Origin of the sequence: Mycobacterium numidiamassiliense, assembly GCF_900157365.1 — a bacterium.
In the GTDB taxonomy this organism is placed as follows: domain Bacteria; phylum Actinomycetota; class Actinomycetes; order Mycobacteriales; family Mycobacteriaceae; genus Mycobacterium; species Mycobacterium numidiamassiliense.
Window position 1 is genome coordinate 1,326,863 of sequence record NZ_FUEZ01000004.1, and the last position, 26,769, is coordinate 1,353,631.

The 26,769-nt window shown below is 65.9% G+C and carries 24 protein-coding genes and 1 pseudogene; 11 read left to right on the forward strand and 14 right to left on the reverse strand.

Annotation, left to right across the window (positions count from 1 at the left end):
- The first annotated feature begins 79 nt into the window (after positions 1 to 79).
- Together MNAB215_RS14975 and MNAB215_RS14980 are read left to right on the forward strand one after the other, a co-directional pair.
- On the forward strand, positions 80 to 1,093 hold the full coding sequence (locus tag MNAB215_RS14975; protein WP_077079542.1) for a Rieske 2Fe-2S domain-containing protein: 1,014 nt from the start codon (positions 80 to 82) through the stop codon (positions 1,091 to 1,093).
- A complete protein-coding gene (locus MNAB215_RS14980; protein ID WP_077079543.1) occupies positions 1,083 to 1,694 on the forward strand; it encodes a TetR/AcrR family transcriptional regulator in 612 nt (203 codons plus the stop codon). The genes MNAB215_RS14975 and MNAB215_RS14980 overlap by 11 nt, the downstream gene beginning before the upstream one ends.
- Here MNAB215_RS14980 and MNAB215_RS14985 read toward each other — a convergent pair.
- On the reverse strand, positions 1,678 to 2,295 hold the full coding sequence (locus tag MNAB215_RS14985) for a cysteine hydrolase family protein (protein WP_077079544.1): 618 nt from the start codon (positions 2,293 to 2,295) through the stop codon (positions 1,678 to 1,680). The genes MNAB215_RS14980 and MNAB215_RS14985 overlap by 17 nt on opposite strands.
- A gap of 108 nt (positions 2,296 to 2,403) precedes the next feature.
- Between MNAB215_RS14985 and fadD4 the strand changes: the two are divergent.
- Positions 2,404 to 3,933 (forward strand): annotated as a pseudogene (fadD4, locus tag MNAB215_RS14990) (fatty-acid--CoA ligase FadD4).
- Between the two features lie 4 nt (positions 3,934 to 3,937).
- On the opposite strand, the gene MNAB215_RS14995 reads toward fadD4, so the two are convergent.
- From MNAB215_RS14995 to MNAB215_RS15005, 3 genes are read right to left on the reverse strand one after another with little or no spacing between them, the layout of a single operon-like run.
- A complete protein-coding gene (locus MNAB215_RS14995; RefSeq protein WP_245830443.1) occupies positions 3,938 to 5,050 on the reverse strand; it encodes a cytochrome P450 in 1,113 nt (370 codons plus the stop codon).
- Between the two features lie 60 nt (positions 5,051 to 5,110).
- Positions 5,111 to 5,908 (reverse strand): SDR family oxidoreductase, encoded by a 798-nt coding sequence (locus MNAB215_RS15000; RefSeq protein ID WP_077079546.1) that lies wholly within the window; start codon positions 5,906 to 5,908, stop codon positions 5,111 to 5,113.
- 12 nt (positions 5,909 to 5,920) lie between these two features.
- Positions 5,921 to 6,751: a mycofactocin-coupled SDR family oxidoreductase gene (locus tag MNAB215_RS15005; RefSeq protein ID WP_077079547.1), complete on the reverse strand. Its 831-nt coding sequence runs from the start codon at positions 6,749 to 6,751 to the stop codon at positions 5,921 to 5,923.
- 161 nt (positions 6,752 to 6,912) lie between these two features.
- Here MNAB215_RS15005 and MNAB215_RS15010 point away from each other — a divergent pair, with 161 nt between their 5' ends.
- The gene (locus MNAB215_RS15010; RefSeq protein WP_077079548.1) at positions 6,913 to 7,740 is read left to right on the forward strand and encodes an enoyl-CoA hydratase/isomerase family protein; all 828 of its coding nucleotides are present in this window, start codon (positions 6,913 to 6,915) and stop codon (positions 7,738 to 7,740) included.
- Positions 7,741 to 7,786: 46 nt separating this feature from the next.
- Here the strand turns inward: MNAB215_RS15010 and MNAB215_RS15015 are convergent, their stop codons facing one another.
- The 4 genes from MNAB215_RS15015 to MNAB215_RS15030 are packed head-to-tail and all read right to left on the reverse strand — an operon-like array spanning position 7,787 to position 11,694.
- Positions 7,787 to 8,566 (reverse strand): SDR family oxidoreductase, encoded by a 780-nt coding sequence (locus MNAB215_RS15015; RefSeq protein ID WP_077079549.1) that lies wholly within the window; start codon positions 8,564 to 8,566, stop codon positions 7,787 to 7,789.
- 9 nt (positions 8,567 to 8,575) lie between these two features.
- Entirely contained in the window at positions 8,576 to 9,673 is a 1,098-nt protein-coding gene (locus MNAB215_RS15020; RefSeq protein ID WP_077079550.1) for an acyl-CoA dehydrogenase family protein, read from the reverse strand.
- Positions 9,670 to 10,821, reverse strand: coding sequence for an acyl-CoA dehydrogenase family protein (locus tag MNAB215_RS15025; RefSeq protein WP_083746125.1), 1,152 nt, complete (start codon positions 10,819 to 10,821; stop codon positions 9,670 to 9,672). The genes MNAB215_RS15020 and MNAB215_RS15025 overlap by 4 nt, the downstream gene beginning before the upstream one ends.
- A gap of 9 nt (positions 10,822 to 10,830) precedes the next feature.
- Complete coding sequence (locus tag MNAB215_RS15030) at positions 10,831 to 11,694, reverse strand: SDR family oxidoreductase (protein ID WP_108637632.1); 864 nt, start codon at positions 11,692 to 11,694, stop codon at positions 10,831 to 10,833.
- Between the two features lie 109 nt (positions 11,695 to 11,803).
- Here MNAB215_RS15030 and MNAB215_RS15035 point away from each other — a divergent pair, with 109 nt between their 5' ends.
- Genes MNAB215_RS15035 through MNAB215_RS15045 form a run of 3 tightly spaced genes read left to right on the forward strand, consistent with a single transcriptional unit; the run spans position 11,804 to position 15,003 of the window.
- Positions 11,804 to 13,024 (forward strand): Zn-ribbon domain-containing OB-fold protein, encoded by a 1,221-nt coding sequence (locus MNAB215_RS15035; protein WP_077079551.1) that lies wholly within the window; start codon positions 11,804 to 11,806, stop codon positions 13,022 to 13,024.
- Complete coding sequence (locus MNAB215_RS15040) at positions 13,021 to 14,181, forward strand: thiolase C-terminal domain-containing protein (RefSeq protein WP_077079552.1); 1,161 nt, start codon at positions 13,021 to 13,023, stop codon at positions 14,179 to 14,181. The genes MNAB215_RS15035 and MNAB215_RS15040 overlap by 4 nt, the downstream gene beginning before the upstream one ends.
- 12 nt (positions 14,182 to 14,193) lie before the next feature.
- The gene (locus tag MNAB215_RS15045) at positions 14,194 to 15,003 is read left to right on the forward strand and encodes an enoyl-CoA hydratase/isomerase family protein (protein WP_077079553.1); all 810 of its coding nucleotides are present in this window, start codon (positions 14,194 to 14,196) and stop codon (positions 15,001 to 15,003) included.
- A gap of 71 nt (positions 15,004 to 15,074) precedes the next feature.
- On the opposite strand, the gene MNAB215_RS15050 is transcribed toward MNAB215_RS15045, so the two are convergent.
- Positions 15,075 to 15,710, reverse strand: coding sequence for a TetR family transcriptional regulator (locus MNAB215_RS15050; protein WP_077079554.1), 636 nt, complete (start codon positions 15,708 to 15,710; stop codon positions 15,075 to 15,077).
- Positions 15,711 to 15,819: 109 nt separating this feature from the next.
- Between MNAB215_RS15050 and MNAB215_RS15055 the strand changes: the two genes are divergently transcribed.
- Entirely contained in the window at positions 15,820 to 17,940 is a 2,121-nt protein-coding gene (locus tag MNAB215_RS15055) for a tannase/feruloyl esterase family alpha/beta hydrolase (protein ID WP_077079555.1), read from the forward strand.
- Between the two features lie 12 nt (positions 17,941 to 17,952).
- On the opposite strand, the gene MNAB215_RS15060 is transcribed toward MNAB215_RS15055, so the two are convergent.
- The 5 genes from MNAB215_RS15060 to MNAB215_RS15080 form a co-directional block, all read right to left on the reverse strand.
- A complete protein-coding gene (locus MNAB215_RS15060; protein WP_077079556.1) occupies positions 17,953 to 18,780 on the reverse strand; it encodes a PaaI family thioesterase in 828 nt (275 codons plus the stop codon).
- The gene (locus MNAB215_RS15065; protein WP_077079557.1) at positions 18,777 to 19,517 is read right to left on the reverse strand and encodes a FadR/GntR family transcriptional regulator; all 741 of its coding nucleotides are present in this window, start codon (positions 19,515 to 19,517) and stop codon (positions 18,777 to 18,779) included. Before MNAB215_RS15065 ends, MNAB215_RS15060 begins: the two co-directional genes overlap by 4 nt.
- A 111-nt stretch (positions 19,518 to 19,628) precedes the next feature.
- Entirely contained in the window at positions 19,629 to 20,771 is a 1,143-nt protein-coding gene (locus MNAB215_RS15070) for an acyl-CoA dehydrogenase family protein (RefSeq protein ID WP_077079558.1), read from the reverse strand.
- Between the two features lie 9 nt (positions 20,772 to 20,780).
- The gene (locus MNAB215_RS15075) at positions 20,781 to 21,779 is read right to left on the reverse strand and encodes an acyl-CoA dehydrogenase family protein (RefSeq protein WP_077079559.1); all 999 of its coding nucleotides are present in this window, start codon (positions 21,777 to 21,779) and stop codon (positions 20,781 to 20,783) included.
- On the reverse strand, positions 21,776 to 22,981 hold the full coding sequence (locus MNAB215_RS15080) for an acyl-CoA dehydrogenase family protein (RefSeq protein ID WP_077079560.1): 1,206 nt from the start codon (positions 22,979 to 22,981) through the stop codon (positions 21,776 to 21,778). The genes MNAB215_RS15075 and MNAB215_RS15080 overlap by 4 nt, the downstream gene beginning before the upstream one ends.
- Positions 22,982 to 23,097: 116 nt before the next feature.
- Here MNAB215_RS15080 and MNAB215_RS15085 point away from each other — a divergent pair, with 116 nt between their 5' ends.
- From MNAB215_RS15085 to MNAB215_RS15095, 3 genes are read left to right on the forward strand one after another with little or no spacing between them, the layout of a single operon-like run.
- Positions 23,098 to 24,591, forward strand: a complete 1,494-nt coding sequence (locus MNAB215_RS15085) for an aldehyde dehydrogenase family protein (protein ID WP_077079561.1) — start codon at positions 23,098 to 23,100, stop codon at positions 24,589 to 24,591.
- Entirely contained in the window at positions 24,588 to 25,799 is a 1,212-nt protein-coding gene (locus tag MNAB215_RS15090; RefSeq protein WP_077079562.1) for a CaiB/BaiF CoA transferase family protein, read from the forward strand. The genes MNAB215_RS15085 and MNAB215_RS15090 overlap by 4 nt, the downstream gene beginning before the upstream one ends.
- Positions 25,799 to 26,755, forward strand: a complete 957-nt coding sequence (locus tag MNAB215_RS15095; protein WP_077079563.1) for a VOC family protein — start codon at positions 25,799 to 25,801, stop codon at positions 26,753 to 26,755. The genes MNAB215_RS15090 and MNAB215_RS15095 overlap by 1 nt, the downstream gene beginning before the upstream one ends.
- The last annotated feature ends 14 nt before the right edge of the window (positions 26,756 to 26,769 follow it).

Consider the following 26,769-nt stretch of genomic DNA (forward strand, 5'->3'; position numbering starts at 1 on the left):
TTTTAGACAAAAGTGTCAAAAATGGGTAGCCTCGAAATACGGCTGTTTAGGTATCGCGCGTGGAAAGGGCGTTCGGATAATGCAAACCCTGCCGAGCATGCTGCCCACCGGTTGGTTTCAGGTGGCCTGGAGTGCTGATATCGCCGTCGCCGAGGTGGTCCCGATGCACTACTTCGGCCGGGATCTGGTCGCCTTCCGGCAGCTGGACGGGGTGGTGAAGGTGCTGGACGCGCACTGCCAGCATCTTGGCGCCAGCCTGGCCCACGGTGGGTGCGTAGTCGAAGAAGGCATCCAGTGTCCGTTTCACGGCTGGGTGTGGAACGGCGCCGGACGCAATGTCCACATCCCGTACCAGGATCGGCCCAACAAGGCCCGCCGAGTACGTTCCTATCCGGTCGCGGAGCTCAACGACTCGATCTTGATCTGGCATGACAGCGCCGGCCGGGAGCCGCTATGGGTGGCGCCGGACGCCTTCGCGGTGCTCGGCGATCATATCCGCTCGCGGCGGTTCCACCCGTTTGGCGCCGATTGCCGGACGCGGCACGAGCGGGTAAAGGTGCATCCCCAGGTGATCGCCGAGAACGCCGTCGATCCCCACCACTTCCAATTCGTCCATCGCACCCCGATCAGTCCCGTGGTGTTGCGTGAAAGCACCGACAGCTCGACCTGGTCGGCCAAGGTCGGCTTCGGCAGGAGGTGGGGCGACGGCCTGGACCGCGACGGCGACACGATGAACACGATCGAGATCTATTGGTCAGGCCTCGGTCTCAGCTACAGCGGCGAACACGTCCGCGACGGAATCCGGGTCATCTCGATCTGCGCGACACCAGTCGACGACACCAGGTCCGACATCTTCGCCGGGTACTGGATCAGCGAGGAAAACGCAGCGGGCCCTGGTGATTTCGAGGCTCGGCTGGCCGCGGCGAAAGTCGCCCTACCCGACGACATCCGGATCTGGGAGCACCAGGAGTATCTCGAACGGCCGGGCCTGGCGACCTCGGAGGGGGCGGGCTTTCGCGCGCTGCGCCGGTGGGCGAGCGGGTTCTATCCCGAACCGCAGGCCACAGCCGAACCGGCTACGCGTGGCGCCTGAGGGCTCGCCCCGGCGGCCAACACGCAAGTCCGACCGCACCCGGGAATCAATCCTCGACGCCGCGCGGACGGCGTTCGCGCGCAAGGGTTTTTCGGGCGTCACCATCAGGGACATCACCGACCTCGCACCTGTCACCCGGGCGAACTTCTACTATTACTTCTCCGACAAGACCGAGCTCTTCATCGACCTCGGCACCAATACCTACCGCGAAGCGCTGGCGGTTGTCGAGGGTTTCATGGAGCAGGGGAGCCCGCCCAGCCGGGAGGACGTCGAGGCCTGGGTTGCCGGCTACTTCGACTACCTCGACCGCAACGGTGCGTTCGTCATCCGCTCCACCGAGGACATGCCTCCCGATCGCAAATTCCGCGCCGCGGTCGCCCGCTCGCACCGTCGAACCGCCGCCGCGCTCGGTGAGGGCATCGCAAAGATCGCGCCGACACCGCCCAACCTTGACCCCGTGGCTACCGGGCTGGTGATTATGGCGATGCTCGAACGCTCATGGCTGATGGTTCGCCACAACGAGGTCCCGTCGACGACGCGCCAAGCGGTGCTTATGGCGGCCACCGAAATGCTGTGGCGAACGGTCAACGGTCAGACCTGACCGATGCCCATTCGTCGATGAGCTTATCGATCGTGGTCAGCCGACCCAGCACGGCAATAGTGTTGTCCAGCACCTGTTCTGCATAGTCCTTGGGGGTTCCACCGACAGCGTCGCGCGGGACGACGAGGTCGAAACCGGCCTGCGTAACATGCCCGGCAGTGTGGGTGATCGCCAGGTTCAGCGAGACGCCGGCAAGGACGATGGTGCTCACACCCAAGCCCCTGAGCACAGGCAGCAATTCGGAATCGAGCGTGGGGAACAGGCCGTGATGGCGCGGTAACACCAGATCGGTGGGCGCCAGCAGCTCGGGAAGCACTGCGGTGGAGGCGGTTCCGGGAGCCCAATGTGCGGTTGCCGGGCCCAGCGCCCGCCAGATACGCGCCGTACCGGTCGGCCGCCCGCCGAGGTTGCCCTCGTAGGTCGCATGCACCACTCGTGCGCCGAGCCGGCGGGCGGAATCGAGAAGTCGGCGCACACCGGAGACGAGTTCGGAGCTGTCGGCGGCCAAGGCGGGCAAGACGGATTCGGGGCCCAGTACACCGTTCTGGCATTCGACGCAGACAACGGCCGTAATCTCGGGGTCCCATGGAGTCGGAGCCATCCTTCGACCCTAGTATATTTTTTGACACTCGTGACGAAATATTTGGTAGATCCCGTACGGAATATAAGGATTCGTCTCCTCTGCATCGACAGAATCTAAGGTGACATCATGGAGATCCGCGATCACATCTCATCCGGTAAACCTGCGCTGGTCCTCGCTCGGGCTGGCACCGTGATCCACTTCGCCGAGCTGGAGAAGCGTGCGAACCGTCTGGCTCACTTCTGGTACGCCGCCGGACTTCGTGAGGGCGACACCGTCGCGGCAATACTCGAGAACAACGAACACGTCCATGCTGTGATGTGGGCGGCGAGGCGAAGCGGTCTGTACTACGCGTTGATCAACACCCACCTCACCGCCGCCGAGGCGGCCTACATCGTCGACAACAGTTCAGCCAAGGCGGTGATCGGGTCACGCGCGACGCGCAGCGTCTGCGAAGGCCTCGCCGATCATTCCCCCAGCGGGCTACCCGAGCTGCTGTTGATCGCCGACGACGATCTGGCCGGATGGGATCGCTACCCGGAATGTGTTGCCGACCAACCCGATACGCCTATCCCCGACGAACGCGAAGGCGATCTGCTGCAGTACTCGTCGGGAACCACTGGGCGACCCAAGGGGATCCGCCGCGACCTTGCGCATCTACCACCGAACGAAGCACCCAACATCTTGATGCCGTTGATGAATGCCGTCGGAATCACCGGCGATTCGGTGTATCTGAGCCCGGCTCCGCTGTACCACACCGCACCGTCGTTCTGGTCGATGGTGGTGCAGTCGCTTGGCGGCACCACCGTCGTGATGGAGAAGTTCGACCCCGAAGATGCGCTCGAGTGCATCCAGCGCTATGGCATCACGCACGGCCAATTCGTCCCGGCGATGTTCGTGCGGATGCTCAAACTGCCCGAAGCCGTGCGCAATTCGTATGACGTATCCAGTCTGCGCCGGGTGGTGCATGCGGCCGCACCATGCCCGGTGGACATCAAGAAACAGATGATCGCGTGGTGGGGGCCGATCATCGACGAGTACTACGCCGCTTCGGAGGCGGTGGGAGCCTCGTTCATCCGTGCCGAGGACTGGCTGGACCACCCCGGCTCGGTCGGCCGACCGTTGGTCGGGATCCCGCACATCCTCGACGAGATCGGCCAGGAGTTACCGCCCGGCGCACCCGGTGAGATCTATTACGAGGGAGGACATTCGTTCCAGTACCTCAAGGACGATGCGAAGACGGCGGCGGCACACGATGCGCATGGCTGGGTGACCGTGGGTGACATCGGCTATCTCGACGCGGACGGCTACCTCTATCTCACTGATCGCCGCCACCACATGATCATTTCGGGTGGGGTGAACATCTACCCGCAAGAAGCCGAAGACCTGCTGATCACCCATCCCAAGGTGCTAGACGCCGCGGTCTTCGGTATTCCGGACGATGAAATGGGTCAGGCTGTCAAAGGGGTGGTGCAGACGGTAGATCCGGCTGATGCCAACGACGGCTTCGCCGCGGAGTTATTGGACTGGCTGCGAAACCGGTTGGCGCACTACTACAAGTGTCCTTGATCGCTGTCATTCGAGGCGGAGCTGCCCCGAACTGATGCCGGTAAGTTGTACAAGCAGCAGCTCGTTGGCAAATACTCGATGACCGGATAGCCGGTCAGCCCAGTTTCAGTGGTACGCGTTCGAGCGCAAAGGTGTTGGCGGGGAACACGATCTGCGGTTGCTCGCCGACCTTCACCGAGAACTCGGGTATCTGCCGGAGCCATTCGTCCACGACCAGCCTGAGCTCCAGGCGTGCCAGGTGCGAGCCCAGGCAGCGGTGTGGGCCGCCGCCGAAACCCCAGTGCCGGTGTATCTTTCCATCCATCACCACGGTGTTCGTTGAGATCTCGTCGCTGTCATCGCGGTTGATCGCAGCTACGCACAACCGCACCATGGCGCCGGCGGGCAGCGTCACGTTACCGATGGTGACTTCGGCGGTAGTCACGCGCGGCAGCATCGGCGCCGGCGGTTCCAGCCGGACGATCTCCTCGACGAACACATCGATCTGGTCGGGGTTCTCGCGGAGGGTGGTCCGTAACTGCGGGTTGCGGGCAAGCTCAAGCAGGGCGGAACTCATCGCGGCGGTGACGGTGTCCAGTCCGGCAAGGACGAAGAGAAAGCTCAGGCCCATCACCTCGGCGTCGTCGAGCGGTTCCTCGCCGATGAGCAACTGCGACAGGATGTCTGGTCCAGGGTCGGCCCGCCGCGCGTTGATCGCCTCGGCGAGGTAGGCGACCAACTCAAGTGCCGGCGTCAGGTCGGCGTCCTCAAGTGACGGCGCTTCCGAAATGGCGATGACCGAGTCTTTCCACGCGATGAGCTTGTCGCGATCCTCCAGCGGCAATCCGAACAAGGTCAGGAATACCTGTGAGGGGTAGGGGATCGCAACGTCGGCCACGACTTCGCATTCGCCGTTGGCGGCTACCTGCTCGATGATCTCGATCGCCTGATTCTGTAGCGACGGCAGCATCTCTTTCAGGGTGTGCGGGCTGAAGAAGGGCTGCAGGATCTTGCGGAACCGGGTGTGCTCTGGGGGATCGAACGAGATGGGCACCAGGGGCAGTGGGCTGCCGAGCACGTCGAAGGCCTTCTTCGACGAGAACAAATCGGGATCGCGCAGCGCTGCCAGCACGTCGTCGCGATGGGTCAGATAGAAGATTCCGTCGACGAGCACTACCCGTCCCGCGTCACGCAGGACATGCCACCCCACGCCGCGGTCCGCCGCCATCGGCAGGCTGGCGAACGAGAGGTCAGGTGCGCCAAGGGTTTCCACATGTTCTCCTAAAGGTTAGAACGCCGATCGGTGCAGACCTCCGTCGACTTCGATCCAGTTGCCGGTGATGTAGCCGGCGGGTTCGGAGCACAGATAGGTGATGAGCGAGGCGATTTCGCGCGGTCTGCCCATCCGCGCCGCGGGGACGCGGGCCCCGGTGAGCATAAAGTCGCGTCGTTCCTGCTCGGTGCTGGCCCCGACGTGCTGATCCAGATAGGCGAGCGCGTTCTCGGTCTCGATCCAGCCGGGCGCGACGGTATTGACGGTAATGCCGTATCGGGCGTACTCGTCGGAGACGGTCTTGAGCAATCCGATCGTTGACGGACGGCTGGTATTGGCCACCACGTGATGGATGCTGCCCGTGGGCTCCTTCGCTGTGGCTGAACCGATGTGGACGAAGCGGCCCCAACCCGCTTCCTTCATCGCGGGCAGCACCGCGTGCAGGAGCAGGATTTGGCTCGTGGTGTGCATGTCGAAGGACTCGCGGTAGATGTTCACGTCGCTGATGTCTGCGAAGTCCCCGGGCTTTTGGTACTTGGATTGACCGATGACGATGAGAGGCGGCCCATGCGCGGCCGTCACTTCTCGCACCGCGTTCTGGAGCTGTTCGGCGTTGCTGACATCGGCGGTGACGCCGATCGCGATGCCACCCTCGTTACGGATCGTTTCGACGGCGGCGTCAATATCGGACTTGGTGCGGGCCAGTATTGCCACCCGGGCACCCTCTGCGGCAAGCAATTTCGCGGCTTCGAAACCGATTCCCTTACTGCCGCCGACGATCAGCGCTGATCGGCCGTCGATTCCGTAATGCATCCGCTACGCCGACTAGCCTCGCCGCACGTCCATCCCGGCGTCCACCTTCAGCATGCTTCCGGTGAACGAACGGCCCGCGTCGCTGATCAAGAACAGGATCGTGTTGCTGACGTCGCGCGGCTCGATCAGCGGCAAGTCCGGCAGTGCGGTCTGGACCGCATTGACCATGCGGGGGTTGTCCTCGATCACCTTGAACAGCGCCGGGTTGTCAGTGATCATCGGGGTGGCGCAATTCGTCGGCGCCACCGCATTGACGCGAATACGGTCGGGGGCAAGCATGGCCGCGTACGCGCGGACCAGGCCGACGATGGCGACCTTGGACATCAGGTAGGCGTCGCTGCCGCCGCGGCCGTCGGTGAGGTCCAGCAGGGCGATCATCGAACTCGTCGCGATCAGATTGCCGCCCTCGCCACGTTCTTTCATGTGGGGGATCGCCACCTGGAAGGCGTTCCACACCCCGATGAGCATGATGTCGAGCCCCAGCCTCAGCGCCTCTGACGCGTCGCGCTCATCGGCGTTCGTCAGCACGACCCCGGCATTGGCGAGCACCGTGTCGACGTGGCCGAACTCAGCGACGCCCGCGTCGAACGCCTCCTGCAGCGCGGCTTTATCGCGGACGTCGGCCTTGCGGGTGAGCATCTTCCTGCCGGTTTTCTCCACCAGGCGGGCCGTCTCCTCGAGATCGTCTTCGGTGCCAAGTGCATAGGGCACGATGTCGAGGTTCTCGCAGATGTCGATGCCGACGATGTCGGCACCTTGCTCGGCGCACATCACCGCATGCGAACGGCCTTGCCCGCGAGCGGCTCCGGTGATGAAGACAACCCTGCCGTCCAGTGAACCCATGTCTTTAAGCCTCCAGTAGCTCGCTATCGGCCGCGCTCTGCGCGACGGTGAGGGCGCGACGCAGTGATGTGCGCCACGTTACGCCGGGGAATTGGAATCATACAACTATTTGGCTAATTTGGTGGACGACGGCACACTCCGAGCCTTGGAAGGGATCTCACATGACCGACAGCCCCAATGGCGGTCCGCGCCCACCCGACGGTGATTGGTTGGGGAGCCCCTACCTGAGGTTCGAACGTGAAGGTGCGTTTGCGATTTGCACCTTGGACCGCCCCGAGGCGCGGAATGCGATGACGCCTGCGATGTACTTCGGTATCCGTTACGCGGTGAGTCGCGTCAATGCGGATCCCGACCTCGCGGGCCTGCTCATCACCGGCACCGGTGACGTTTTTGCGCCGGGAGGTGACATGGGTCAGAAAGCAGCGGACAACTGGATGGACTTCGCTTCCATCCTGGGCACCGACGTCACGCCGTTCGACACGCTGCGGCAGTCGGCCAAGCCGGTCGTGTCCGCGGTCAATGGCCTCTGTCAGGGTGGTGGGCTGCAGATCGCGATGTGCAGCGACCTCGCCGTGGTGAGCGATCGGGCCGTCTTCCGGGTCCCGGAATTGTTCCGTGGCATCGCCGACACGTACTACAGCCAGGTGCTGGCCCGGCTGATCGGACCGGTCCGGACCAAGGACCTGATGTTCACCGGACGGACGCTGAACGCCGAGGAGGCGCTCGACTGGGGCATGGTGAGCAGGGTGGTCCCGCATGGCGACCTGTTGAGCGTCGCCAAGGAATTGCTCGCGCAGTGCTGCCGGACCGCTCCCGGAGCGCGCGGGTTGGTCAAGGCGAGCCTGGACAATTACCTCGGGCTGTACGACCGGATCGGCATGACGACCAGTCTCTTCGGTCCCGAGGCGGCCGAAGGCTTCCGGGCGTTCAAGCAGAAGAACTCGCCGGACTGGGTGCACCCGAAACTTCGGGTGGAGGGCCGGTTGTAGCGCGTCGCTACGCCTGACGCGAGGCCGGCCCGTCCGCCCGCGCCGGTTACTTCGGAGTGAAGCGCTGCGCGCCGTCGAGGCGCATCACCTCGCCGTTGACGTAGCCATTGGACAGCAGGAACGTCACGGCGTCGGCGTACTCGGCAGGAGTGCCCAGTCGTTTCGGGAAGGGGATGTTCGCGGCGAACTTGGCGATTGCCTCCTCACCGACCGACTCCATGATCGGCGTCTTCATCGTTCCCGGTGCGATGGTGTTGACCCGGATGCCCACCGAACTCAGGTCGCGGGCCGCGGCGATGGTGAGCCCGATGACGCCGGCTTTCGCTGCGGCATAGGCGGTCTGCCCGATCTGGCCCTCATAGCCCGCGACCGAGGCGGTCATGACGATGGCACCCCGTTCGCCGTCCTCGCGGGGTTCGGCGGCGGCTACCGACGCCGCTACCAGCCGGGTCAGATTGTAGGTGCCGTTCAGATACAGGTTGATGGTCTTGGTGAAGCCGGCCATGTCGGCGGGGCTGCCATCGCGCTGCACGATCCGCTGGGCGACCCCGAACCCGCCGTGCGCAACGACCGCGTAGCGCAACCGACCGAGCTGGTTGGCCTGCTCGATGGCACCCTGCACGCTGTCGTCGCTCGTCACGTCGGTACTGACGAACAGCGCCCGACCGCCCAGCTCGTCGGCCAGAGCCTTGCCCTTGTCGACGGCGAGATCGGCGATCACCACACCAAGACCCTCGGCATGAAGCCGACGGACCGTGGCCTCGCCCAGACCGCCCGCGCCGCCGCTGACAATCGCCGACGCGCCCTCGAATTGCTGCACCGTCACCAGTTCTCCTTACCTACCGTTGATTTCCAATTGAGTCAGATCGCCCGTCACCAGGTTCCACGAATCCTCCGCAGCCAGAACGAGCCGGCCGAGTCGCCGCGCGTAGTTCGCGGTCGTGCCGTAATCCCCGGTCCAGCTCTGAGCGCGCAGGGTGAACAGCCACAGCGGGTGCTCACTGGTCACACCGATCGCGCCGTGCAGCTGATGGGCGACGCTGGTGACGGGGCCGACAGCGCGGCCGACCGCGACCTTCGCGACGGTGACGGCGTAGTCGGTGTGAGGGGAGTCGAAGCCGTGCTCGGCAGCGGCTGCGACGGCCAATTCCGCGGCGGCACGGGCCCTTTCGATTTCCCCGGCCATGCCGGCCAGTGACTGCTGCACGGACTGGAAGGCGCTGAGCGGACGGCCGAACTGGACGCGCTGCCGGGTGTGCTCAACCGACAGCGCTGCGGCGGCGTCCAACACCCCGACGGTCTGCACACAGCGTGACCATGCGCCGCGCCGAGCCAGCTCGGCGCCGAGTGCTGGGTCGGCGTCATGCAACTGGTCGGCCGGCACGTCGAACACGAGCGAATCGCGGGGTTCGCCTGCCAGGTTGTGACCTTCCCGCAGCTCACCTCCGATCACGTCGATGACACCGATCCGGAGTCCGGCGGGTGTGGTGACGGCCAGCAGCGCGGCGGCGCACGCTCGCGCCCATGGCACCGCGGCCGCGGTGCCGGTGACCCGGTCGCCCTCGATTTCGGCGTCGGCGACCGCAACGGTCAGCGGGCCGCCGGGTAGCTCGATCCCGACCTGCTGGCCCAGCCAGCCGGCAAGGGCGTCGGTTTCGGCCAACGGCACCGCACCGGCGTGGCGGGCCACGCCGTAGAGCGCAATGGCCAACTCGTGCGGGCCGGCCCCCATATCCGGTGTGCTCGTCAGCCTGGCCAGCCCTGTTTCCTCGAGGTTGCGCCAGAGCTCGGCGTCGAACTGGTCGGGGATGCCGCGATGGCCCAGACCGGCGTCGTAGGAGCGCTGCCCAAGGTCGTCAATCAGTTGGCGCAGCTGTGTGTCGTCGTCCTGAGAGTCGGTTACGGCGAATACCCCGCCGGCCAGAGCGCTCATCGCAGCCCCATTCCGCGGGCGATCACGCCGCGGAGCACCTCGTTGGTGCCGCCGCGCAGGGTGAACATGGGCTTGTGCAGCCACGCGGTCCTCAGCATTGGCGTCAATTCGGAATCCGGCGTTACCGCCTCGAGCAGATCTGCGATCAACCCGACGGATTCGGCTTCGAAACGGGTGCCGAGGTCCTTTACCAGCGCGGCCTGATTCGCCGCGTCGCCGCCGTCGGTGAGGGTGCGGGCCACCGACAACGACAGCTGCCGCAGCGAGATCAGCCGCGCCATCAGGTCGCCGATGTCGGCGGCGGTGCGGTCGTCGGGCTCCGGCCCGCGACTGAGTGCGCGGATGGCGGCGAACAGTAGGGGACCGGTGGACAGGATCCGTTCGGGCCCGCTGCGTTCGAACGACAACTCGGAGGTGACCTGGTGCCAGCCGTTGCCGACTTCGCCGAGCACGTCGGCACCGGGAACGAAGACCTGGTCGAACAGCACCTCGTTGAAGTGGTGTGCACCCGACATCAAGATGATGGGCTCGATGCGGACGCCCTCGGCATCGCAAGGCACCAGGAATTGGCTGAATCCGGCGTGGCGGTGTTCTGGATCCGGCGGGCTGGTGCGGGCTAGCACGACGACCTGGTGTGCAAGGTGGGCCCCGCTGGTCCACACCTTGCTGCCGGAGAGTAGCCAGCCGCCGTCGGCGCGGACGGCCTTGGTTTGCACAGCGGCAAGGTCGGACCCGGCGCCGTGCTCGCTCATGCCGATCGATGAATAGAGCTGGCCCGCAACGATTTTGGGCAACAGACGTTCGCGCTGCTCCTGATTGCCGTAGGTCAGCAGGCCTGGTGCGACCTGGCGATCGGCGGTCCAGTGCGCGGCCACGGGCGCGCCCGCCGCGATCAGCTCCTCGGTCACCACGTAGCGGTGCAAATGTCCCAGCCCGTGGCCGCCGTAGCGCTGCGGGATGGTCAGGCCGACGAATCCGGCGGCGCCAAGCCGCGCTGAGAACTCCTCGTCCCACCCGGCCAGCCACGAGTCGACGCCGGGCTGCCACCCGAATTCAGCGCGGTCGGACACTAAGAAGTCCCGCACGGCGGAGCGCAGCTTGACCAACTCGGGCTCACGGGCGCTCAATGCGTCGAACGAATTCACCACAGTCGCTTCCTAAACCGTGGGCACCGGGGCCGACGGGAGGTAGAAGTTGGGCGTCAGGTCCTGCTCGCTCGCGGCCAGTAAGTACTCCGAAAGGTCGGCGCGGCCCTCCTCGCGAAGGATCTGCTCGTCGGTGTAGAAGTGGCCGCTGCACGCCGCGGCGGGACGGGTGACCAGCGCGTGCACCGCCTCGGCCATTATCTGCGGGCTGCGAGCCTGCGCCCGCACCGCTTCCTCGCCCATTGCGACAATCATTCCCGTACTGGCGATCGTGGTGGCCGGCCACAGCGAATTCACCGCGATCGGCACCGAGGCGAACTCCTCGGCCCATCCCAAGGTAAGCAGGCTCTGGGCGTACTTGCCCACGGTGTGCCCGACATGGGCACCAACCCATCTGGGGTCCATGTTCAGCGGGGGAGCGATATTGACCACGTGTGCGTTGCCCGACCGGCGCAAGTACGGAAGTGCGGCCTGCACAACCGCGAACGGCCCTTCGACATTGACCTCCAGCAGCCGGCGCAGGTTCTTGGGCGGGAGTTGCGCGGTCGGCCGTAGATCCAGGGCCCCGGCGTTATTGACGACGATGTCGATGCCGCCGAACGCGTCGGCTACGGCCTCGACGGCCGATGCGACCGCGACCGCGTCGCGCACATCGCACGCCAACGGCAGCGCCCGGCCGCCCGCGCGTTGCACGGCGTCTGCGGTCTCGGCAAGGGTGCCCGCGATCTTGGGATTCGGCATCTCAGTTTTGGCCAGCAATGCCACGGCGGCACCGTCTTCGGCGATCCGTTCGGCGATGGCGGCGCCGATGCCGCGGCTGGCACCGGTTACCAGCGCGACGCGATCCTTCAGACTGCGAGGATGGGGATTGCCCACGGTTCGTTGACCCTTCCGTCCGTCGCTAGGCTGTGAGGTCGAATGCTATAACTATATAGCTAGTTAGTTACGCGATGTAACGCGCGCTCATCCACAAAAGCGGGGATCTATGACTCGGGTCTTTTCGATCGGCACCTATCTGCCGCCCTGGACGGTGCGCGACCGGCGGGTCAAGGGACCAGACGAGGACGCGCTGACCATGGCCGTCGCCGCGGGACGCGCTGCCGATCCCGACGCCACGGCGGAACGCGTGGTGCTGGTGTCACGTGACTTTCCGCTGCTGGAGGGCGGCAACGGCGCGGTGCTGTTGGCCGCGTTGTCCCTGCCGGCCGACACCCCCGTGGCCGAGGTGCTCGGCGGTGCGCCCGCGGTGTTGGACCAAATCGGCAGCGCCGGCGACGGCACCTTGGTGGTCGCCGCCGACGACAACGATCTCGCGGCGGGGGCCGGCGCGGTGCTGACGGGTGACGGCGGCGCCACGCTGACCCCGGCGGCACGCCAGACGCGAAGTCTGCCGCTGACGGCCCGGGGTGAGGACGGCGCTCGCCATGCCTACGTCGACCCCCGGCTGCAACGCGAGGTGGGGGTGCGCTCCACCCTGACCCGACTGGGCCTGACCGGAAAACTGGCGCTGGCCGCGGTAGCAGGCGCGCCGCTCGCTCAGGTCGCAAGCGACTTCGAAACATCGCACGCCGTGGGCGACCCCACTGTCTCCGCAGCGGCGATCATCCTGCTGCTGGCCGATGCGATTGAGGCGGGCACGCAAGGCTTGTTGCTCGCGGTCGAGCAGTCCAGCATCAGCGCGGCCGACCTCGCGTTCGGGTCCACGACGCTCCGGATCTCCCGCGACGAGTTCTCGCCCCGAGAGCTGCCGAAGTTCCGCGTTGCCGACGGCGTAGGGATTCCGATCTCGATGCCGGCGTACGCGCGAGCATTTGAGCCGAAGATACGCTGGGAGGCAGCGGTTTTCGACGAGAGCCCGGGCATCGACTCCGCCCCGCAGTTTCCGCCGCGGCTGCGGGTCAACAACGCGGGACAGCTCGCGACGGAGTACCGACTCGAACCGCTGCCGCGAACCGGCACCGTCTATACGCACACCACGGTGCGGATCCCGGTGCCCGACCTGCCCAGCCCCTACTCACTGGCGGTCGTTCAGCTCGACGACAGCCCGGTGCGGGTGCTGCTGAAAGTCACCGGCGTGCCTGCGGGCGAGGCGACGATCGGTCAGCCGGGCTCCGTCGTGTTGCGCAGGATCGCCACTCGCGCGGGAATTCCCGACTACGGCTACGCATTCTGGCCCGGACGGACACTCGAAGGAGCCGTCGCATGAGAAATGTCGCGATCGTCGGCGCGGGGATGACGCCCTTCGCCGAACACTTCGAGCTCGGCGTCAAGGATCTGATTCCGATGGCCTACGCCGAAGCGGTCGCCAACGTTGACAAAGGCATCGAGAAGTCTGAGATCGAAGCTGCGTGGTTCGGCGAGCTAGCGACCACCGACGGGTTCCCGTCCGGCATTTTGGCCGACACCCTCGACCTGACTGATATCCCGGTAACGCGCGTCGAAAATGCCTGTGCTACAGGTAATGACGCGATCCGCAACGGAACGCTGGCCATCGCGTCCGGTCTCTACGATGTGGTGCTCGTGGTTGGGGCCGACAAGGTCCGCGAGACCTCCTCGAACACCACGTTCTGGGACTGGGCGGCGATGACCCGCGACAACGCGTGGGACTACCCGCTGGGATTGGTGGCGCCGGCGAACTTCGCGCTGCACGTGATGCGATATCTGCACGAGTCGCCGGCGACGAAGGAGCACATGGCGATGGTGGCGGTGAAGAACCATTTCCACGCGGTGAACAACCCGAAAGCTCAGCTGCGCTATGAGATCACCGTCGAGCAGGCGCTGGCCGCGCCCATCGTGGTCGAACCCTTTGGACTCTACGACTGCACCCCGCAGAGCGACGGCGCCGCCGCGGTGATCTTGGCCGCCGAGGAAGTCGTCGACCGCTACACCGACCGTCCGGTCTGGGTTCGCGGCGTCGGGCTGGGCATGGACCGGGTGATGCACCAACACAAGGCGGACATGACGACGTTCCCGCCGACGGTGCGTGCCGCCAAGGCGGCGATGGCGATGGCCGGGGTGACACCGCGCGACATCGACGTCGCCGAGGTGCACGACTGCTTCACCGGGGTGGAGCTGATCAGCTACGAGGATCTGGGGTTCGTCCATCGCTACGAGGCCTACAAGTTGGTGGAGGGCCGCGAACATTATGTCGGCGGGTCGATTCCGATCAACCCGAGCGGCGGGTTGAAGGCGAAAGGGCACCCGCCGGGCGCCACCGGCGTTGCGCAGTGCTACGAACTGTTCAACCAGCTTCGTGGTGAGGCCGAGAATCAGGTGGACGGTGCGCGAATCGCGTTGGCCCACAACATCGGTGGGCCGACCGCAGTCTCCGCGGTCACTGTCCTTTCCAACGAGAAGAACTGACGGGACCATCACATGACCACCTCCGAGATCGCCACCCTGCCCGGCTACGAAGAGTTTGCGCCGTGGCTGCTGGTGGAGAAGCGCGGCAACGTCCACGTCGTGAGCATCAATCGGCCCGAGGCGTTCAACGCCGTCAACGAGCAGGTCCACCACGCGTTCGCCACGATCTGGCGGGTACTGACTGCCGATGACGACGTGCGGGCGGTGGTGACGACCGGCATCGGCAAGGCGTTCTCGGCCGGCGGCGACATGGTGATGTTCGGCCGCCTGATCGACGACGCGGTGGCCCGCCAATTCCAGATCACCGAGGCCCGCACGGTCTTCCTGGAGGTGATCAACTTCCCCAAGCCGCTGGTGTCGGCGGTCAACGGCCCTGCTGTCGGGCTCGGCTGCTCGATCGCGTTGCTGAGCGACTTCCTCGTGATGGGGGAGAGTAGCTACCTGGCCGATCCGCACGTTGCGGTCGGGTTGGTGGCTGGCGACGGCGGCGCGGCAATGCTGCCGCTGCTGATCGGTCTGATGAAGGCCAAAGAGTATGTGCTGCTGGGGGATCGGATCACCCCGGCGATCGCGGACAAGCTGAACCTCGTCACCAAAGTGGCCACCGATGAGACCGTGCTCGACGAGGCGCTCGTGATCGGGGAGCGACTCGCCGGTCTGCCGCCGCAAGCACTGCGCGCCAGCAAGGTTGCGATGAACATGCATCTGTCGCGAGCCGCGCTCGGTGTGCTGGAGTACGCGCTGGCCGAGGAGTACACGTCATTCTCGACCCCGGAGTTCAAGGAGCGGGTGGCCGCGTTCCGCGCGCGCTCCAAGAAGTAGCAGACTCGTCGGCCGTTGCGGCGCAACGGCGTTCGTGCCGCACCACCCGTCACGGCCCCCTCTGAGAAACACTAGGCGGGGTTGCGGCCACCGATCGTGTCGAGGCGAGCGAGGATGTCGAAGGCCTCCCCGAAGGATCGCGCGAGGTCGTCGGCACGGCCGGAGGACCATTGGTCCAATGCCGCGATGAGTGCGTTGCGCACGGCCCCCGCGACGATGATCGGCCGAAGGTCCGTCGTCGGGTCGACGCCGAGCCGCTCGGCGTTGGTCCGCACGAACCGCTCCGTGAGCTCAGCATCGCCGTTGATCGTGTCGACGAGATCGGGGCTGTCACGGACGAGCACCTTGAGCTGCTCGATCAGGGCGAGATCGACTTCGTCGCCACCAAGGACACCGATAGCGGCCGCTCGCCAAGAGGTGAGGAGGTCCTCGTTTGGGGGGCGCTGGTCCACCGCGCCGCACAGGACGACGAGGCTGCGGCGCGGGACGGCGAGTAGCACGTCGCGTTTCGCGGCGAAGTACCGGAAGAACGTCCGCGCGGAGATGTTGCATGCCCGCGCGATGTCGTCGGTCGTGACGTTGTCGTAGCCCCGTTCCGCGAACAACCGGAGCGCGACCTGCTCGATCTCGCCCGCGACGAGGCGACGGCGACGATCCCAAACCCCTTCCTGGACGAGCGTGGCCGAAGCGGCGGGTTTAGGCAGCACGGCACGACTCTAGACAAAAGATGGCAGAGGGTGCAAAAGTTGGCAGACACCCGCAACTTCTGAGTTCGTAGGACCGAAGTGGCGGCGACCCGACTGTAGGGAGGCATCGATGACCGAGACTGGTCAGCGTTCGAAGGTCGGGAACGGCACGATTGAGCTTGCCGGGTACGTGTCGACGGACGGGTTCTTCGGAACGCCGTACGTGGACGTCGACGAAGAGCGATCGGAACCGATCGCACACCGCTACGTCCACGGTGGGTTCGCGGACACTGCTACTCGCTGGGCGTTCTGGTTCCCGACCAATGGGCAGTACCGCGGGCGCATCCTTCAGCCGCTCGAGGGCGCTCACGGCGGCCACGAGAACGCCTTCGGCAACGACCTCATGGCGGACTTCCTTGGCGGGCTGCGGATGTGCGCCCGCCTCGGCGGCTGCATGGTGGAGTCCAACCAGGGCCACATCGGTGACGACCTCGACCCCCGAGGGGGCGACGACCCGACGCTCTACGGGCACCGCGCCAGCGCCGAGACAGCCCGACTGGCAAAGTTCGTCGGCGCGCAGGTCTACGGCGAGGAGCCGCACCACGCCTACGTCTGGGGCGGCTCGGGCGGAGGACGGCGGTCGCCGCTGTGCCTCGAGAACGCGCCCGACGCATGGGACGGCGCGCTGCCGTTCATGGGCGGGGGACCGATCGTGGAGCACGGCAACACCGAGAAGATCGAGGGCGCACAGGTGATGTCGTTCGCCACGATGTTCAACTGCCAGCGCCTGCTCGGCGAGAAGACGGATGAGATCGCCGACGCCATGGCGCCCGGCGGGCATGGCGATCCCTTCGTCGGGCTGACCACCCACCAGCGCGAGGAGCTGGCCAGCCTGTACCGGCAGGGATTCCCGCGCGGCGACGAGTACATGATCGGCAAGCCCCTCGGTCAGATGTGGCTCTGGACCTCGATGGCCGCGTCGCTGCTCGAGCAGGACCCCAGCTACTTCGACGATTTCTGGACCAAGCCCGGCTACGTCGGCTTCGACCAGCCGGGCCTCGTCGAGCGCGACATCCTGAACACACGAGCGACCGTGACCAAGGTGCTCACCGGCGCCGACGTCCTGGCGGATCCGCGCTTCCTCGAGCCCCGGCACCAGAACTTCCGGCTGCTGATCATGGTGTTCTCCAGCCTCGGAGCAGATCCCTCGCTGCCCATGGTGGTCGAGCTGGAGGGCCTCGGGGAGACGGGTTACCGGCTCGGCACGAGCGTCACCGTGCTCACGGGCGCTGCGGCGGGGCGGCGGCTCTACTGCGGGGCCCACGCCGACGACGTCCTGTACTGCGACGCTGCGGGCGAGGCCAACCTGCTCCGGTTCAGCGACGTGCTGCCCGGCGACGAGGTACAGGTAGACAACCGTGACTTCCTGGCCTTCCACTACTTCGCACGGCACCACCTGATGAGCGAGCCACAGTTCGACTCCTTGCGCATCGACGATCGACCCGTGTTCCCGCAGCACCCGGTGCCGCGGCAGTCGGCCCTCATGGGCGTCGGGTACTCGGGGCTCTATCGCGGCAAGCTCATCTGGGTGCACCACACCAAGGACTCGTCGCTGTGGCCGTCGCAGGGGATCATCTACCGCGAGGCCGTGCTGCGGGCGCAGGGGCAGGAGGGCGCCAAGGAGCGGTTCCGGCTGCGCTGGGTCGAGAACGCCGAGCACACCCCCTCGATGATGGTGCCCTCGCTGCCCAACCGGGCCAGCAACACCTGGCTGATTGACTACCTGCCGTACATCGAGCAGTCGCTCGCCGATCTGATCGCGTGGGTGGAGGACGGCATCGACCCCGTCGACACCGCCTTCGACTACGTCGAGAACAAGGTGATTCTGTCTCCGGACGCCGCGCAGCGTCGCGGCATCCAAGCGGTCATCGCGGTCACCGTCAACGGCAGCGACCGGGCAGGGGCGGCGGTGGGAGAGGCGGTCGAGCTGGAGCTCTCGGCGACGGTACCTCCGGGCGCCGGCACGATCGTGTCCGCCGACTGGGACTTCGACGGCACCGGCCTCTTTCCGTTCGGTCACGATGGCATCGACGGGTCGGCGACGTCCGTCAGCCTTTCCACCAAGCACGCGTTTGATCGGCCGGGCGAGTATTTCGTGACCGGCCGGGTCCACTCGCACCGAGACGGCGACACAGCCGCGAGCTCGTGCCGGATCGCCAACGTCGCGCAGGTCCGAGTCGTCGTCGCGTGAGCGCAATCGACCTCAGCGGTAGGCGGTGACCCGCGCGGTGATCGCCACCTTGCCGTCGTCGCCGATGGCCTGCGCATCGCCGACGGCACTCTGACGGCCCACTCGCAATTGCGTTCCCTCATAGCGGGATTCGTCGCCGGCGAAGAAGGGGCGCAAGAAGTTCACCCGCAAAGACCCGGTCTGCAGCAGACCGCCGGAACGGTCATGGTTGATTGCGGCTGAAGCCGCGAGCTCTAGTCCGGCCGCCGCCACCCCACCGTGCACGATGTCGATGTCGTTGTTGAGATTCTGGTCGACACCCTGCGCCAGCACCACGCAGTCGGCGTTGTCGGATGCGACGGTGACGGCCATGAGGTCTGACAGCGCGGTCTGTGGCGACCGTTGCAGGGTCTCGGGCCGTTGCTGGGGAACGACGTCGCCGGCGTGGATGAAGAACGACCGCACCGTGCCGGTGCCGATCACGGATCCGCGATAGGTCAGCGTGCAGACCCCCAGCGACGTGGCACCCAGCGGACCGGGCGAGTGTGCGCTGGCCAGGACGGGACCGTCGAGTTCGCCGAGGTCAGGACTCAAGTCCATTGACAGCTCACTGGATACCGTCCACTGGCCCGGCCGCCTGCGGTAGTGGTTGACGATCCCGGCGGCGGCGTCGACGAGGATCGCCAAGGGCCCCATGGTGGGAGCGCCGGTATGCGGATTGCGGAATCGGTGCATCTGGATCGACAACACGGCCGAGGCCTTGGGCGGGTGCGACTCGACATACTCGATACCGAAACGGACCTGTATCGAGTCGGGCGTTTCGAGATCGTGCTCGTTTACCTGCTCGTCGACACCAGTCATTCGAGAAGGTCGACGACAGTGGACAATTCGGCGCCGGTGAGAACGAACTCCTCTGCCTTCTGCAGGTGGCGCTTCCAGAGCTCGCCGGCCTTCTCGGCGTCGCCGTCCTTGATCATGTCCAGCACCATGCGGTGGGTCTTCGCCGAGCGGCGTACCGCCTGTTCGGCGCGCGTGCCCTTGGTGGGCTGCAGCGACCGGTTGGCCTTCTCGATGATGTGATGCAGCATGTCGCTGACGATTTGCAGCGTGCTGTTGCCGGACAACCGCGCGATCGCGGCGTGGAAGTCGGTGAGCTGATCGACGGCCTCGCTGCCGGGATTCAGCTGCGATTCGCGCTCGACGATCTGCTCGAGTTCGGCGATCACCTTGGGATTGCGGTCCTTGGCCAACTGCTCGACCATTGGGACCTCCAGGGTCACTCGGGCGTCGTAGACGTCCTTTACCTTGACGCCTTCGTATTCGAGGATCAAGCCGGCGTAGCGCGCGAGTGTTTCGCGCCGGGGGCGGGTGACACGGGCCCCGCCGCGCACCCCCCGCTGGACCTGAATGAGCGACTCGGACTCGAGCACGCGGAACGCTTCCCGCAGTGTCGGCCGGGATACGCCGAAACGCTCCATCAGTTCCGATTCCGGCGGCAACATGGTGCCTTCGGTGATCTCGCCGCGGATGAACATCCGCCGCAGCACTGTGGCCACTCGATCGGCCATCTTCGGTTCCCGAAGACTGGTGACCTCCATTACGACCTCCGCGGCTACTGTAAATCCATCAAACAACTGACTATTTGGAAGATTAGTCGAATCCCCTACGTGAGCACGTGATTCGCGGCCTGCCAGTTAGCAACGTCACCCTTAGTACCCCATCGCCCGTCCCATGAGGTCCTTCATGATCTCGGTGGTGCCGGCGTAGAGCCGCTGCACCCGCGAATCGCGCCAGAGCCTGGCGACTTCGTACTCGTTGATATAGCCGTATCCACCGTGCAGCTGCAGGCAGCGGTCGATGATCTCCCACTGGACTTCGGAGGTCCACCATTTCAACCCGGCGGCGTCCTGATCACTCAGAGTGCCGTCGTTGACCGATAGCACGCATTGATCGAGATAGGTCTGAGCGGCGTCGAGCTTGGTCTGCATCTCGGCCAAGAAGTGCCTGTTGACTTGGAACGTTCCGATGGGCTGCCCGAATGCGGTGCGTTCCAGCGCGTAGGCCTTGGTCAGGTCGAGCGCACGGCGCGCGGCCGGCAGCGCGTAGCAGGCCACCCCCACCCGCTCGCTGGGCAGGTTGGAGACTAGGTGGTAGAAGCCGCGGTTGAGCTCTCCCACCAGGTTCTCCTTGGGCACGTGCACGTCCTCGAAGAACAGTTCGGCGGTGTCGGCGGAGTACTGGCCGATCTTGTCGAGCTTGCGGCCGCGGGTGAAACCCTGCATGCCGTCTTCGATCATCAGCAGGCTGATGCCCTTGTGCCGGGCCGACGGGTCGGTCTTGACCGCGGTCAGTACGAGCTTGGACAGCAGCCCATTGCTGATGAACGTCTTCTGGCCGTTGACTACCCAGTGGTCACCCTCGTCTCGGGCGGTGGTCTTGATGCCGGCCAGATCGGACCCGGCCGCGGGTTCGGACATCGCGACGGAGCCGATGTACTCGCCGGCGACGAACTTAGGCAGCCAGCGCTCCTTCTGCTCGTCGGTCGTCAGATCGTTGAGGTAGGGCACCAGGATGTCGTTCTGCACGCCGAGGCCGATGCCGACCGAGCCGGTCAGGAACATCTCCTCGGAGATGATCTGGTTGAACCGGAAGTCCTTGACGCCGAGGCCGCCGTACTTTTCGTCGAACTCCCAGCCGATCAATCCGTGTTCGCCAGCGGCCAGCCAGGCCTCGCGACTCACCTTGCCGTCGCGTTCCCACTTCTCCACGTTGGGCACGCATTCGCGCTCGAAGAAGCTTCTGGCGGTCGCCCGGAACTCGCCGTGGACCTCGTCGAAGATGTTGCGGCGCATGTACTTCCTTTACTCGGCCCACGACACGACGGCGGGCAGGGCGCGGCCGGGGGTGTGGTCTTCGAAGAGGCGCTCGGCGAGGAGCGCCTCGAGCTGATCGTGCGACCCGCAGAGCGCGTCGACCTGGAATCCCCGAGTGACGTAGCGGTGCAGGTCGTGCTCGGCGGTCAGCCCGATAGCGCCGCACACCTGCAGTGCCACGTCGCTGACGGCGCGGTGTGCCCGGCCCGCGGCGGCCTTGGCGCCCAGCGCTGACAGATCGCCGCCGTCGCGCCATGACTCTCCCAGCAGTGCACGGGCGCCGCTGAGCACCGCCCACGCGTCGGCCAGGGCGTGGCGCGGCGATTGGAACGACCCGATCTGTGCGCCGAACTGGACGCGCACGCTCACGTGATCGACCGCGATGCGCAGCGCCCGCTCGGCCAGTTCGACCAGTTCGGTGGCCAGCGCCCGACGGGCTGCAGCGAGCGCTTGGTTCCATTGGGTGGACGCCTCGACCAGCGGGACGTCGAGTGGTCCGCTCGCCCTGGTCCAGTACGTCGACGCGTCGAAGGTGTCCAGGCGCTGGCCGTCGAGCCGCGATGCGTCGACCACACCCACCGACACTGTGCCCGTCGGCCCGGATACCGGGACAACGATCCGGCCCTCCAGCGGTCCGAGGACGATGCCCGATACCCGGCCGGCTGCGGAACCCGGCACGCAACCCGCAGTCAGATCGGGCAGCATGACGCGGTCTGCGGGACCGTCGAGTAGTCTGGCCAGTTCGGCCAGCATGATGCGGTCCAGGCAGTCCGTCAGGGCCAGCGATCTGCCTTGCGCGCGGAACAGCAACTCGCGCGCCTCGGCGGAGTACTCGGCCTCGATCTCCGACCAGCCCAACTCGGCCAGCCGCCCACCGATTGCCACGTGGTCACCGGCGTTCTTGCCCGCCAGCTCCTCGAAGAGGCGAAACACCGCCTGTTCGATCATCTGCCACGACTCGTCGGCCACGTGCCCGTTCCTGCTCATCGTTTCTCCTTGGGCAGCCCGAGGAGGTGGTCGGCGATGATCCCGCGCTGCACCTCGGCGGTGCCGCCCATCACCGTGGCGGCCCGCGAGTACCACCACTCGGCGCGCGCGGTGTCCAGTTCGGCGCCGCCGCGGCCGGTCCCGGCGATCATGTGCTCCCGGTTGATTTCCAGGATGAGGTCGTTGACTTCCTTCTCGGCGCAGCCGAACAGCAGTTTGTCGATGCTGCTATCGGCGCCGACCATCTCGCCTGCGGCCAGTCGGCGCACCGTGATAGCGGTGCGCGCCTGGGCGGCCGCCACGTCGACATACACCCTGGCGAAGCGCTGGCGCTGCGCGTCGGTAGCGCCGGTGGTCACCATGTCCTCACGCAATCGACCCAATTCGGTGAGCACCTTGTTGAGCACCGCATAGCCGTACATGCCCCGTTCGTACTGCATGAGGTGCATCGCCACGGCCCAGCCGCCGTCAACCGCGCCGACTACCCGCTCACGTTCGACGCGGACGTCGTCGAAGAACACTTCGGCAAGTTCGCGGCGCCCACTGGCCAGCGCGATCGGGCGGATGGTGACGCCCGGTGCATCGGCGTCGACCATGATCATCGTCAGCCCGCGGTGTCGGCTCTCGGGTGTTCCGGTACGGACCAACGCCAGCAGGCGCGTGGCGGTGGGCCCCTGGCTGGTCCAGATCTTCTGGCCGTTGATGACGAATCCCCCGGCCTTGTCGTCGACCGCGCGGGTGCGCAGGCTGGCCAGGTCGCTGCCCGACTCGGGCTCCGAGAAACTCTGCCCCCACCACTCGGCGCCGCTGAGGTAACCCGGCAGGTACGCCGCGGCGAGACCCGGGGCGAACTTCAACAGGGCGGGGCCGAGCGTTTCCAGCGTCCAGTGTTGGGCGGGAATAGGCAGCATCGCGTGGCCGAGTTCCTCGTAATACACTGCACGGTGAATCTCGTTGCCGCCCAATCCACCTGCGGCCTCCGGCCAGCCGTATCGGTTCCAGCCGTCGGCGTTCAGCCTGGCCATCACCGTGGCGTCGTGCGCAAGCCCGTCCTCGGCGCTGGTGAACGCGGCCGCGCGCCACTCGTCGGCAGCGTCCAGGTCGCTCAGGTAGCGCCGGAAGTCCTCGCGGTACGCCGCGATGCTGGACACGTGTTCGGGGTGGCGACCGCGTTGCCGGGCGCTGTCTACAGGGGCGGACAACTGGCTGCCCTTCCGTTGGTTCTCGCGATCTCGCCAGCCGCGGCTTAATCCGCTAAACAGTTATCTATAACAAGGTACACTAGCCCACGCCGATAATTCTGCGTGAGGGAGTGCCAATGACGGCTTCACCGGTCGCCGCTACAACTGTCCAGTTCAACCCCGAGACCCGGTTGTTCGTCGACGGCCGGCTGCGGGACTCATCGACCGGAAAGACCGTCGACAACGTCAACCCGGCCAACGAAAGAGTGCTGGGGTTCGCCACCGACGCGAGTGCCGAGGACATGCAGGAGGCCATCGCCGCCGCCCGCCGAGCGTTCGACACCACCGATTGGTCGACCAACCACGAGTTCCGCCAACGCTGCCTGATGCAGTTGCACGACGCGCTGCAGGAGGAAAAGGAAGACATCCGCGCCGAGCTGATCGCCGAGGTTGGCGCGACGGTGGGGATGACCTACATCGCTCAGCTGGAATGGCCGCTGGCCGATGCGATCCGGTGGCCGGCGCAAAACATCTCGACCTTCCAGTGGGAACGGATGCTCGATCAGGACGCCAAGATGGGCGTGCCGTACAACCGCGTCGTGGTGAAGGAGCCGATGGGTGTTGTCGGCGCCATCACGCCGTGGAACTTCCCGTTCGAAATCATCAGCAACAAGGTGGGCCAGATCCTGGCCACCGGGAACACGATGGTGCTCAAGCCGGCCATCGAGACGCCGTGGAGCGCGCTGCGGTGGGGCCGGATCATCGCCGAGAAGACCGACATCCCGGCCGGTGTCGTCAACATCATTCCGGCGTCGGACAACGACATCGCCCAGGTGCTCGCCACCGACCCGCGGGTCGACATGGTGTCCTTCACCGGATCAACCGCGGTAGGCCAGCTCATCCAGCGGCTCTCGGCCGACACCATGAAGCGCAACATGCTCGAGCTCGGCGGCAAGTCGGCGTACCTGGTGCTCGACGACGCCGACATGAACATGGCGCTGCCCGGCTGTATTGGCGCGCTGATGCACTCCGGGCAGGGCTGTGCGCTGGCGACCCGGATGCTGGTGCCGCGCGCGCATTACGACCAGGCCGTCGAGGTGGCCTCGGCGACATTCGGCGCCCTCACCGTCGGCGATCCCTCGGATCCGAACACCTTCTGCGGGCCGCTGGTCTCGGCCAAGCAACAGGCCCGGGTGCTGAACTACATCGAGATCGCCAAGCGCGACGGGGGCCGCGTCACCGTCGGTGGCGGCGTGCCCGACGGTCTGGACCGCGGATACTTCGTGGCACCGACCGTCGTTGCGGACGTCGCACCGGACCACACGATCTTCCAGGAGGAGGTATTCGGGCCGGTGCTGTCCATCACCCCTTACGACGGCGGTGACGACGGTGCCGTCGAGCTGGCGAACAACTCCATCTACGGCCTGGCTGGCGGAATCCATGGCTCCGACGAGCGGGCCATGGCCGTCGCCCGCCGTATCCGCACCGGCTCGTTGATGATCAACAGCGGCATGTTCTACGGCGCCGACGCCCCGTTCGGTGGCTACAAGATGAGCGGCATCGGCAGGCAGAACGGCATCGAGGGCTTCGAGCAGCATCTACAGACCAAGACGATCGGATACCCGCTGTGACCGACATCCTCAGTGGAATCCGCGTCGTCGAGCTGGCGGCGTGGACGTTCGTTCCCGCCGCCGGCGCGGTGCTGGCCGACTGGGGTGCTGACGTCATCAAGGTCGAGCACCCCGAAACCGGTGATCCGCAGCGCGGGTTGATCAGCTCCGGGATCGTCACCGGCGCTGGAGGAGTGAACCACTTCGTCGAGCAGCCCAACCGCGGCAAGCGCAGCGTCGGGTTGGACACCTCCACCCCCGAAGGCCTGGAGCTGCTGATGACGCTGATCGAGACCGCCGACGTCTTCATCACCAACCTGCTACCGGATTCCCGACAGCGGATGGGCATCGACGTCGACCAGATCCGCGCCCGCAACCCGAAGATCATCTACGCGCGCGGCCACGGCTACGGCACCAAGGGCGAACTGTCCGCCCAGGGCGGTTTCGACCTGGCCGCCTACTGGGCACGTGGTGGCATCGGCGATGCGTATTCGGCCGGCGACGGCTCCTATCCTCCGATTCAGCGGCCGGCATTCGGTGACTCCTACGGTGGTCTGGCGCTCGCGGCCGGCATCGCCGCGGCCCTGGTGAAACGCGAACGCACCGGTGAGCCGTCGGTCGTCGACGTGTCGCTGCTCAACGCTGCGATCTGGCAGCTGGGCCCGGACATCGTCGGGGCGGGCGTGACGGGTCAGGACATCCCGAAGTTCAACCTCGACGAGATGCCCAACCCGGTAGCCAGCATCTACAAGACCCGCGACAATCGGTTCATCGCCTTCGTGCTGCTACAGGCCGACCGATTCTGGTCGGACTTCTGCACCCGGCTGGGCCGCACCGACCTGATCGACGACGAACGCTTCGCCAACGCGGCGGTGCGGTTCGGCAACCGCAAGCAGTGCATCGCCGAACTGCGGGCGACGTTCGAGTCCGAAGATCTCTCGCACTGGGAGAAGGCCTTTGCGGGTTTCGACGGCGTGTGGGACGTCATGCGCACCGCCCACGAGGTGCACAGCGATCCGCAGGTGATCGCCAACGGGTACCTGCCAAGAGTTACCGATGCGAACGACAACGAGTTCGCGCTGGCGGCAAGCCCCGCCCAGTTCAACGAAATACCGCTGGACCTGACGTGTGCGCCCGGCCACGGTGAGCACACCGACGCGGTGCTCGCCGAACTCGGCTTCAATGAAGAAGAGATCATCGAGTTCAAAATCAATTCGATTGTGCTGTAGTGGGTTCGGAGGAGCTTGCGCGGCGATTCCTGCACGTCAACCTCAACTGTGAATCGCTGGACGCCACCGAGCGCGTCTACGGGGGCTTGCTCGGACTGACGGCACGGATGCGTACCGACCCCAAGGCTCCGACCGACGGCAGCATCCTCGGCATCGACGGCGAAACATTCTGTGAGACATCGTTTCTCTACGATTCGCGCGGCGGCCGCGCAGGGTGTGCTTTGGAGGCCATCGAATTCCACAAGCCGGCGCTGAAAGCCGACCCAAACAGCGACCCGAGTCGTCCCGGCATCCGGTCGACGCTGTTGACGGTGGCCGACCTCCATGCGACCGTCCCAGCGTTGCGTGCGGCCGGCATCACCGTGAGTGGGCCGGTCGACGGCCTGATCTCCGGCTCCAAATCGGCTCTCGCGCTTGATCCTGATGGCGCAGTCATCGAGCTCGCCGAAGCGCCGAGCGACAAACCGGGGGCGGTGTTCGCCGGCATCCGCATCGCCGCCATCGACGCGGTGGCCACCGGAGAATTCCTGACCGCGATCGGTTTCACTCAGGTGCAGGCGCCGGCGCACGTCGAGGTGGCCGGCGAGCAACTCGCGCCCGGCGGTTCGCCCGATGCCGTCAAGTGCGCTGTGTCGCGCTACACACTGGCTGAGGATGCGCATCAGTTCAGCCTCACCGTTGTGGAACATCCCGACACCCGCAAGGCGGATCCGGTGCCGTGGGGCGGTAACCATCAAGGGCTGTACCGGTGCGCGCTGCGGGTGGAGAACACCGAGGCGGCAATGGCGTTGGTACCGGATTCCGTTGAGGTGATGGGTGATCCGGTGTGGTGCCCGTTGCCGGGGACGAAGATCGAAGGGCTGTACATCTCTTTCCTTCGCTCGCCCGACGGAGTGGTATTCGAATTTGTCGAGCGGCCGCTGAGGCACTTCAGTGCGGCCGTGGGGAGGGGTTGAGCGTTGGATCTGGG

Excerpts from the sequence above, each read along its gene's own strand:
- MNAB215_RS14975 (WP_077079542.1), top strand. The coding sequence starts at position 80 with ATGCAAACCCTGCCGAGCATGCTGCCCACCGGTTGGTTTCAGGTGGCC.
- MNAB215_RS14985 (WP_077079544.1), bottom strand. The coding sequence starts at position 2,295 with ATGGCTCCGACTCCATGGGACCCCGAGATTACGGCCGTTGTCTGCGTC.
- MNAB215_RS14995 (WP_245830443.1), bottom strand. The coding sequence starts at position 5,050 with ATGGCGGCGGACCGCGGCGTGGGGTGGCATGTCCTGCGTGACGCGGGA.
- MNAB215_RS15000 (WP_077079546.1), bottom strand. The coding sequence starts at position 5,908 with ATGCATTACGGAATCGACGGCCGATCAGCGCTGATCGTCGGCGGCAGT.
- MNAB215_RS15005 (WP_077079547.1), bottom strand. The coding sequence starts at position 6,751 with ATGGGTTCACTGGACGGCAGGGTTGTCTTCATCACCGGAGCCGCTCGC.
- MNAB215_RS15010 (WP_077079548.1), top strand. The coding sequence starts at position 6,913 with ATGACCGACAGCCCCAATGGCGGTCCGCGCCCACCCGACGGTGATTGG.
- MNAB215_RS15020 (WP_077079550.1), bottom strand. The coding sequence starts at position 9,673 with ATGAGCGCTCTGGCCGGCGGGGTATTCGCCGTAACCGACTCTCAGGAC.
- MNAB215_RS15035 (WP_077079551.1), top strand. The coding sequence starts at position 11,804 with ATGACTCGGGTCTTTTCGATCGGCACCTATCTGCCGCCCTGGACGGTG.
- MNAB215_RS15040 (WP_077079552.1), top strand. The coding sequence starts at position 13,021 with ATGAGAAATGTCGCGATCGTCGGCGCGGGGATGACGCCCTTCGCCGAA.
- MNAB215_RS15045 (WP_077079553.1), top strand. The coding sequence starts at position 14,194 with ATGACCACCTCCGAGATCGCCACCCTGCCCGGCTACGAAGAGTTTGCG.
- MNAB215_RS15055 (WP_077079555.1), top strand. The coding sequence starts at position 15,820 with ATGACCGAGACTGGTCAGCGTTCGAAGGTCGGGAACGGCACGATTGAG.
- MNAB215_RS15060 (WP_077079556.1), bottom strand. The coding sequence starts at position 18,780 with ATGACTGGTGTCGACGAGCAGGTAAACGAGCACGATCTCGAAACGCCC.
- MNAB215_RS15065 (WP_077079557.1), bottom strand. The coding sequence starts at position 19,517 with ATGGAGGTCACCAGTCTTCGGGAACCGAAGATGGCCGATCGAGTGGCC.
- MNAB215_RS15070 (WP_077079558.1), bottom strand. The coding sequence starts at position 20,771 with ATGCGCCGCAACATCTTCGACGAGGTCCACGGCGAGTTCCGGGCGACC.
- MNAB215_RS15075 (WP_077079559.1), bottom strand. The coding sequence starts at position 21,779 with ATGAGCAGGAACGGGCACGTGGCCGACGAGTCGTGGCAGATGATCGAA.
- MNAB215_RS15085 (WP_077079561.1), top strand. The coding sequence starts at position 23,098 with ATGACGGCTTCACCGGTCGCCGCTACAACTGTCCAGTTCAACCCCGAG.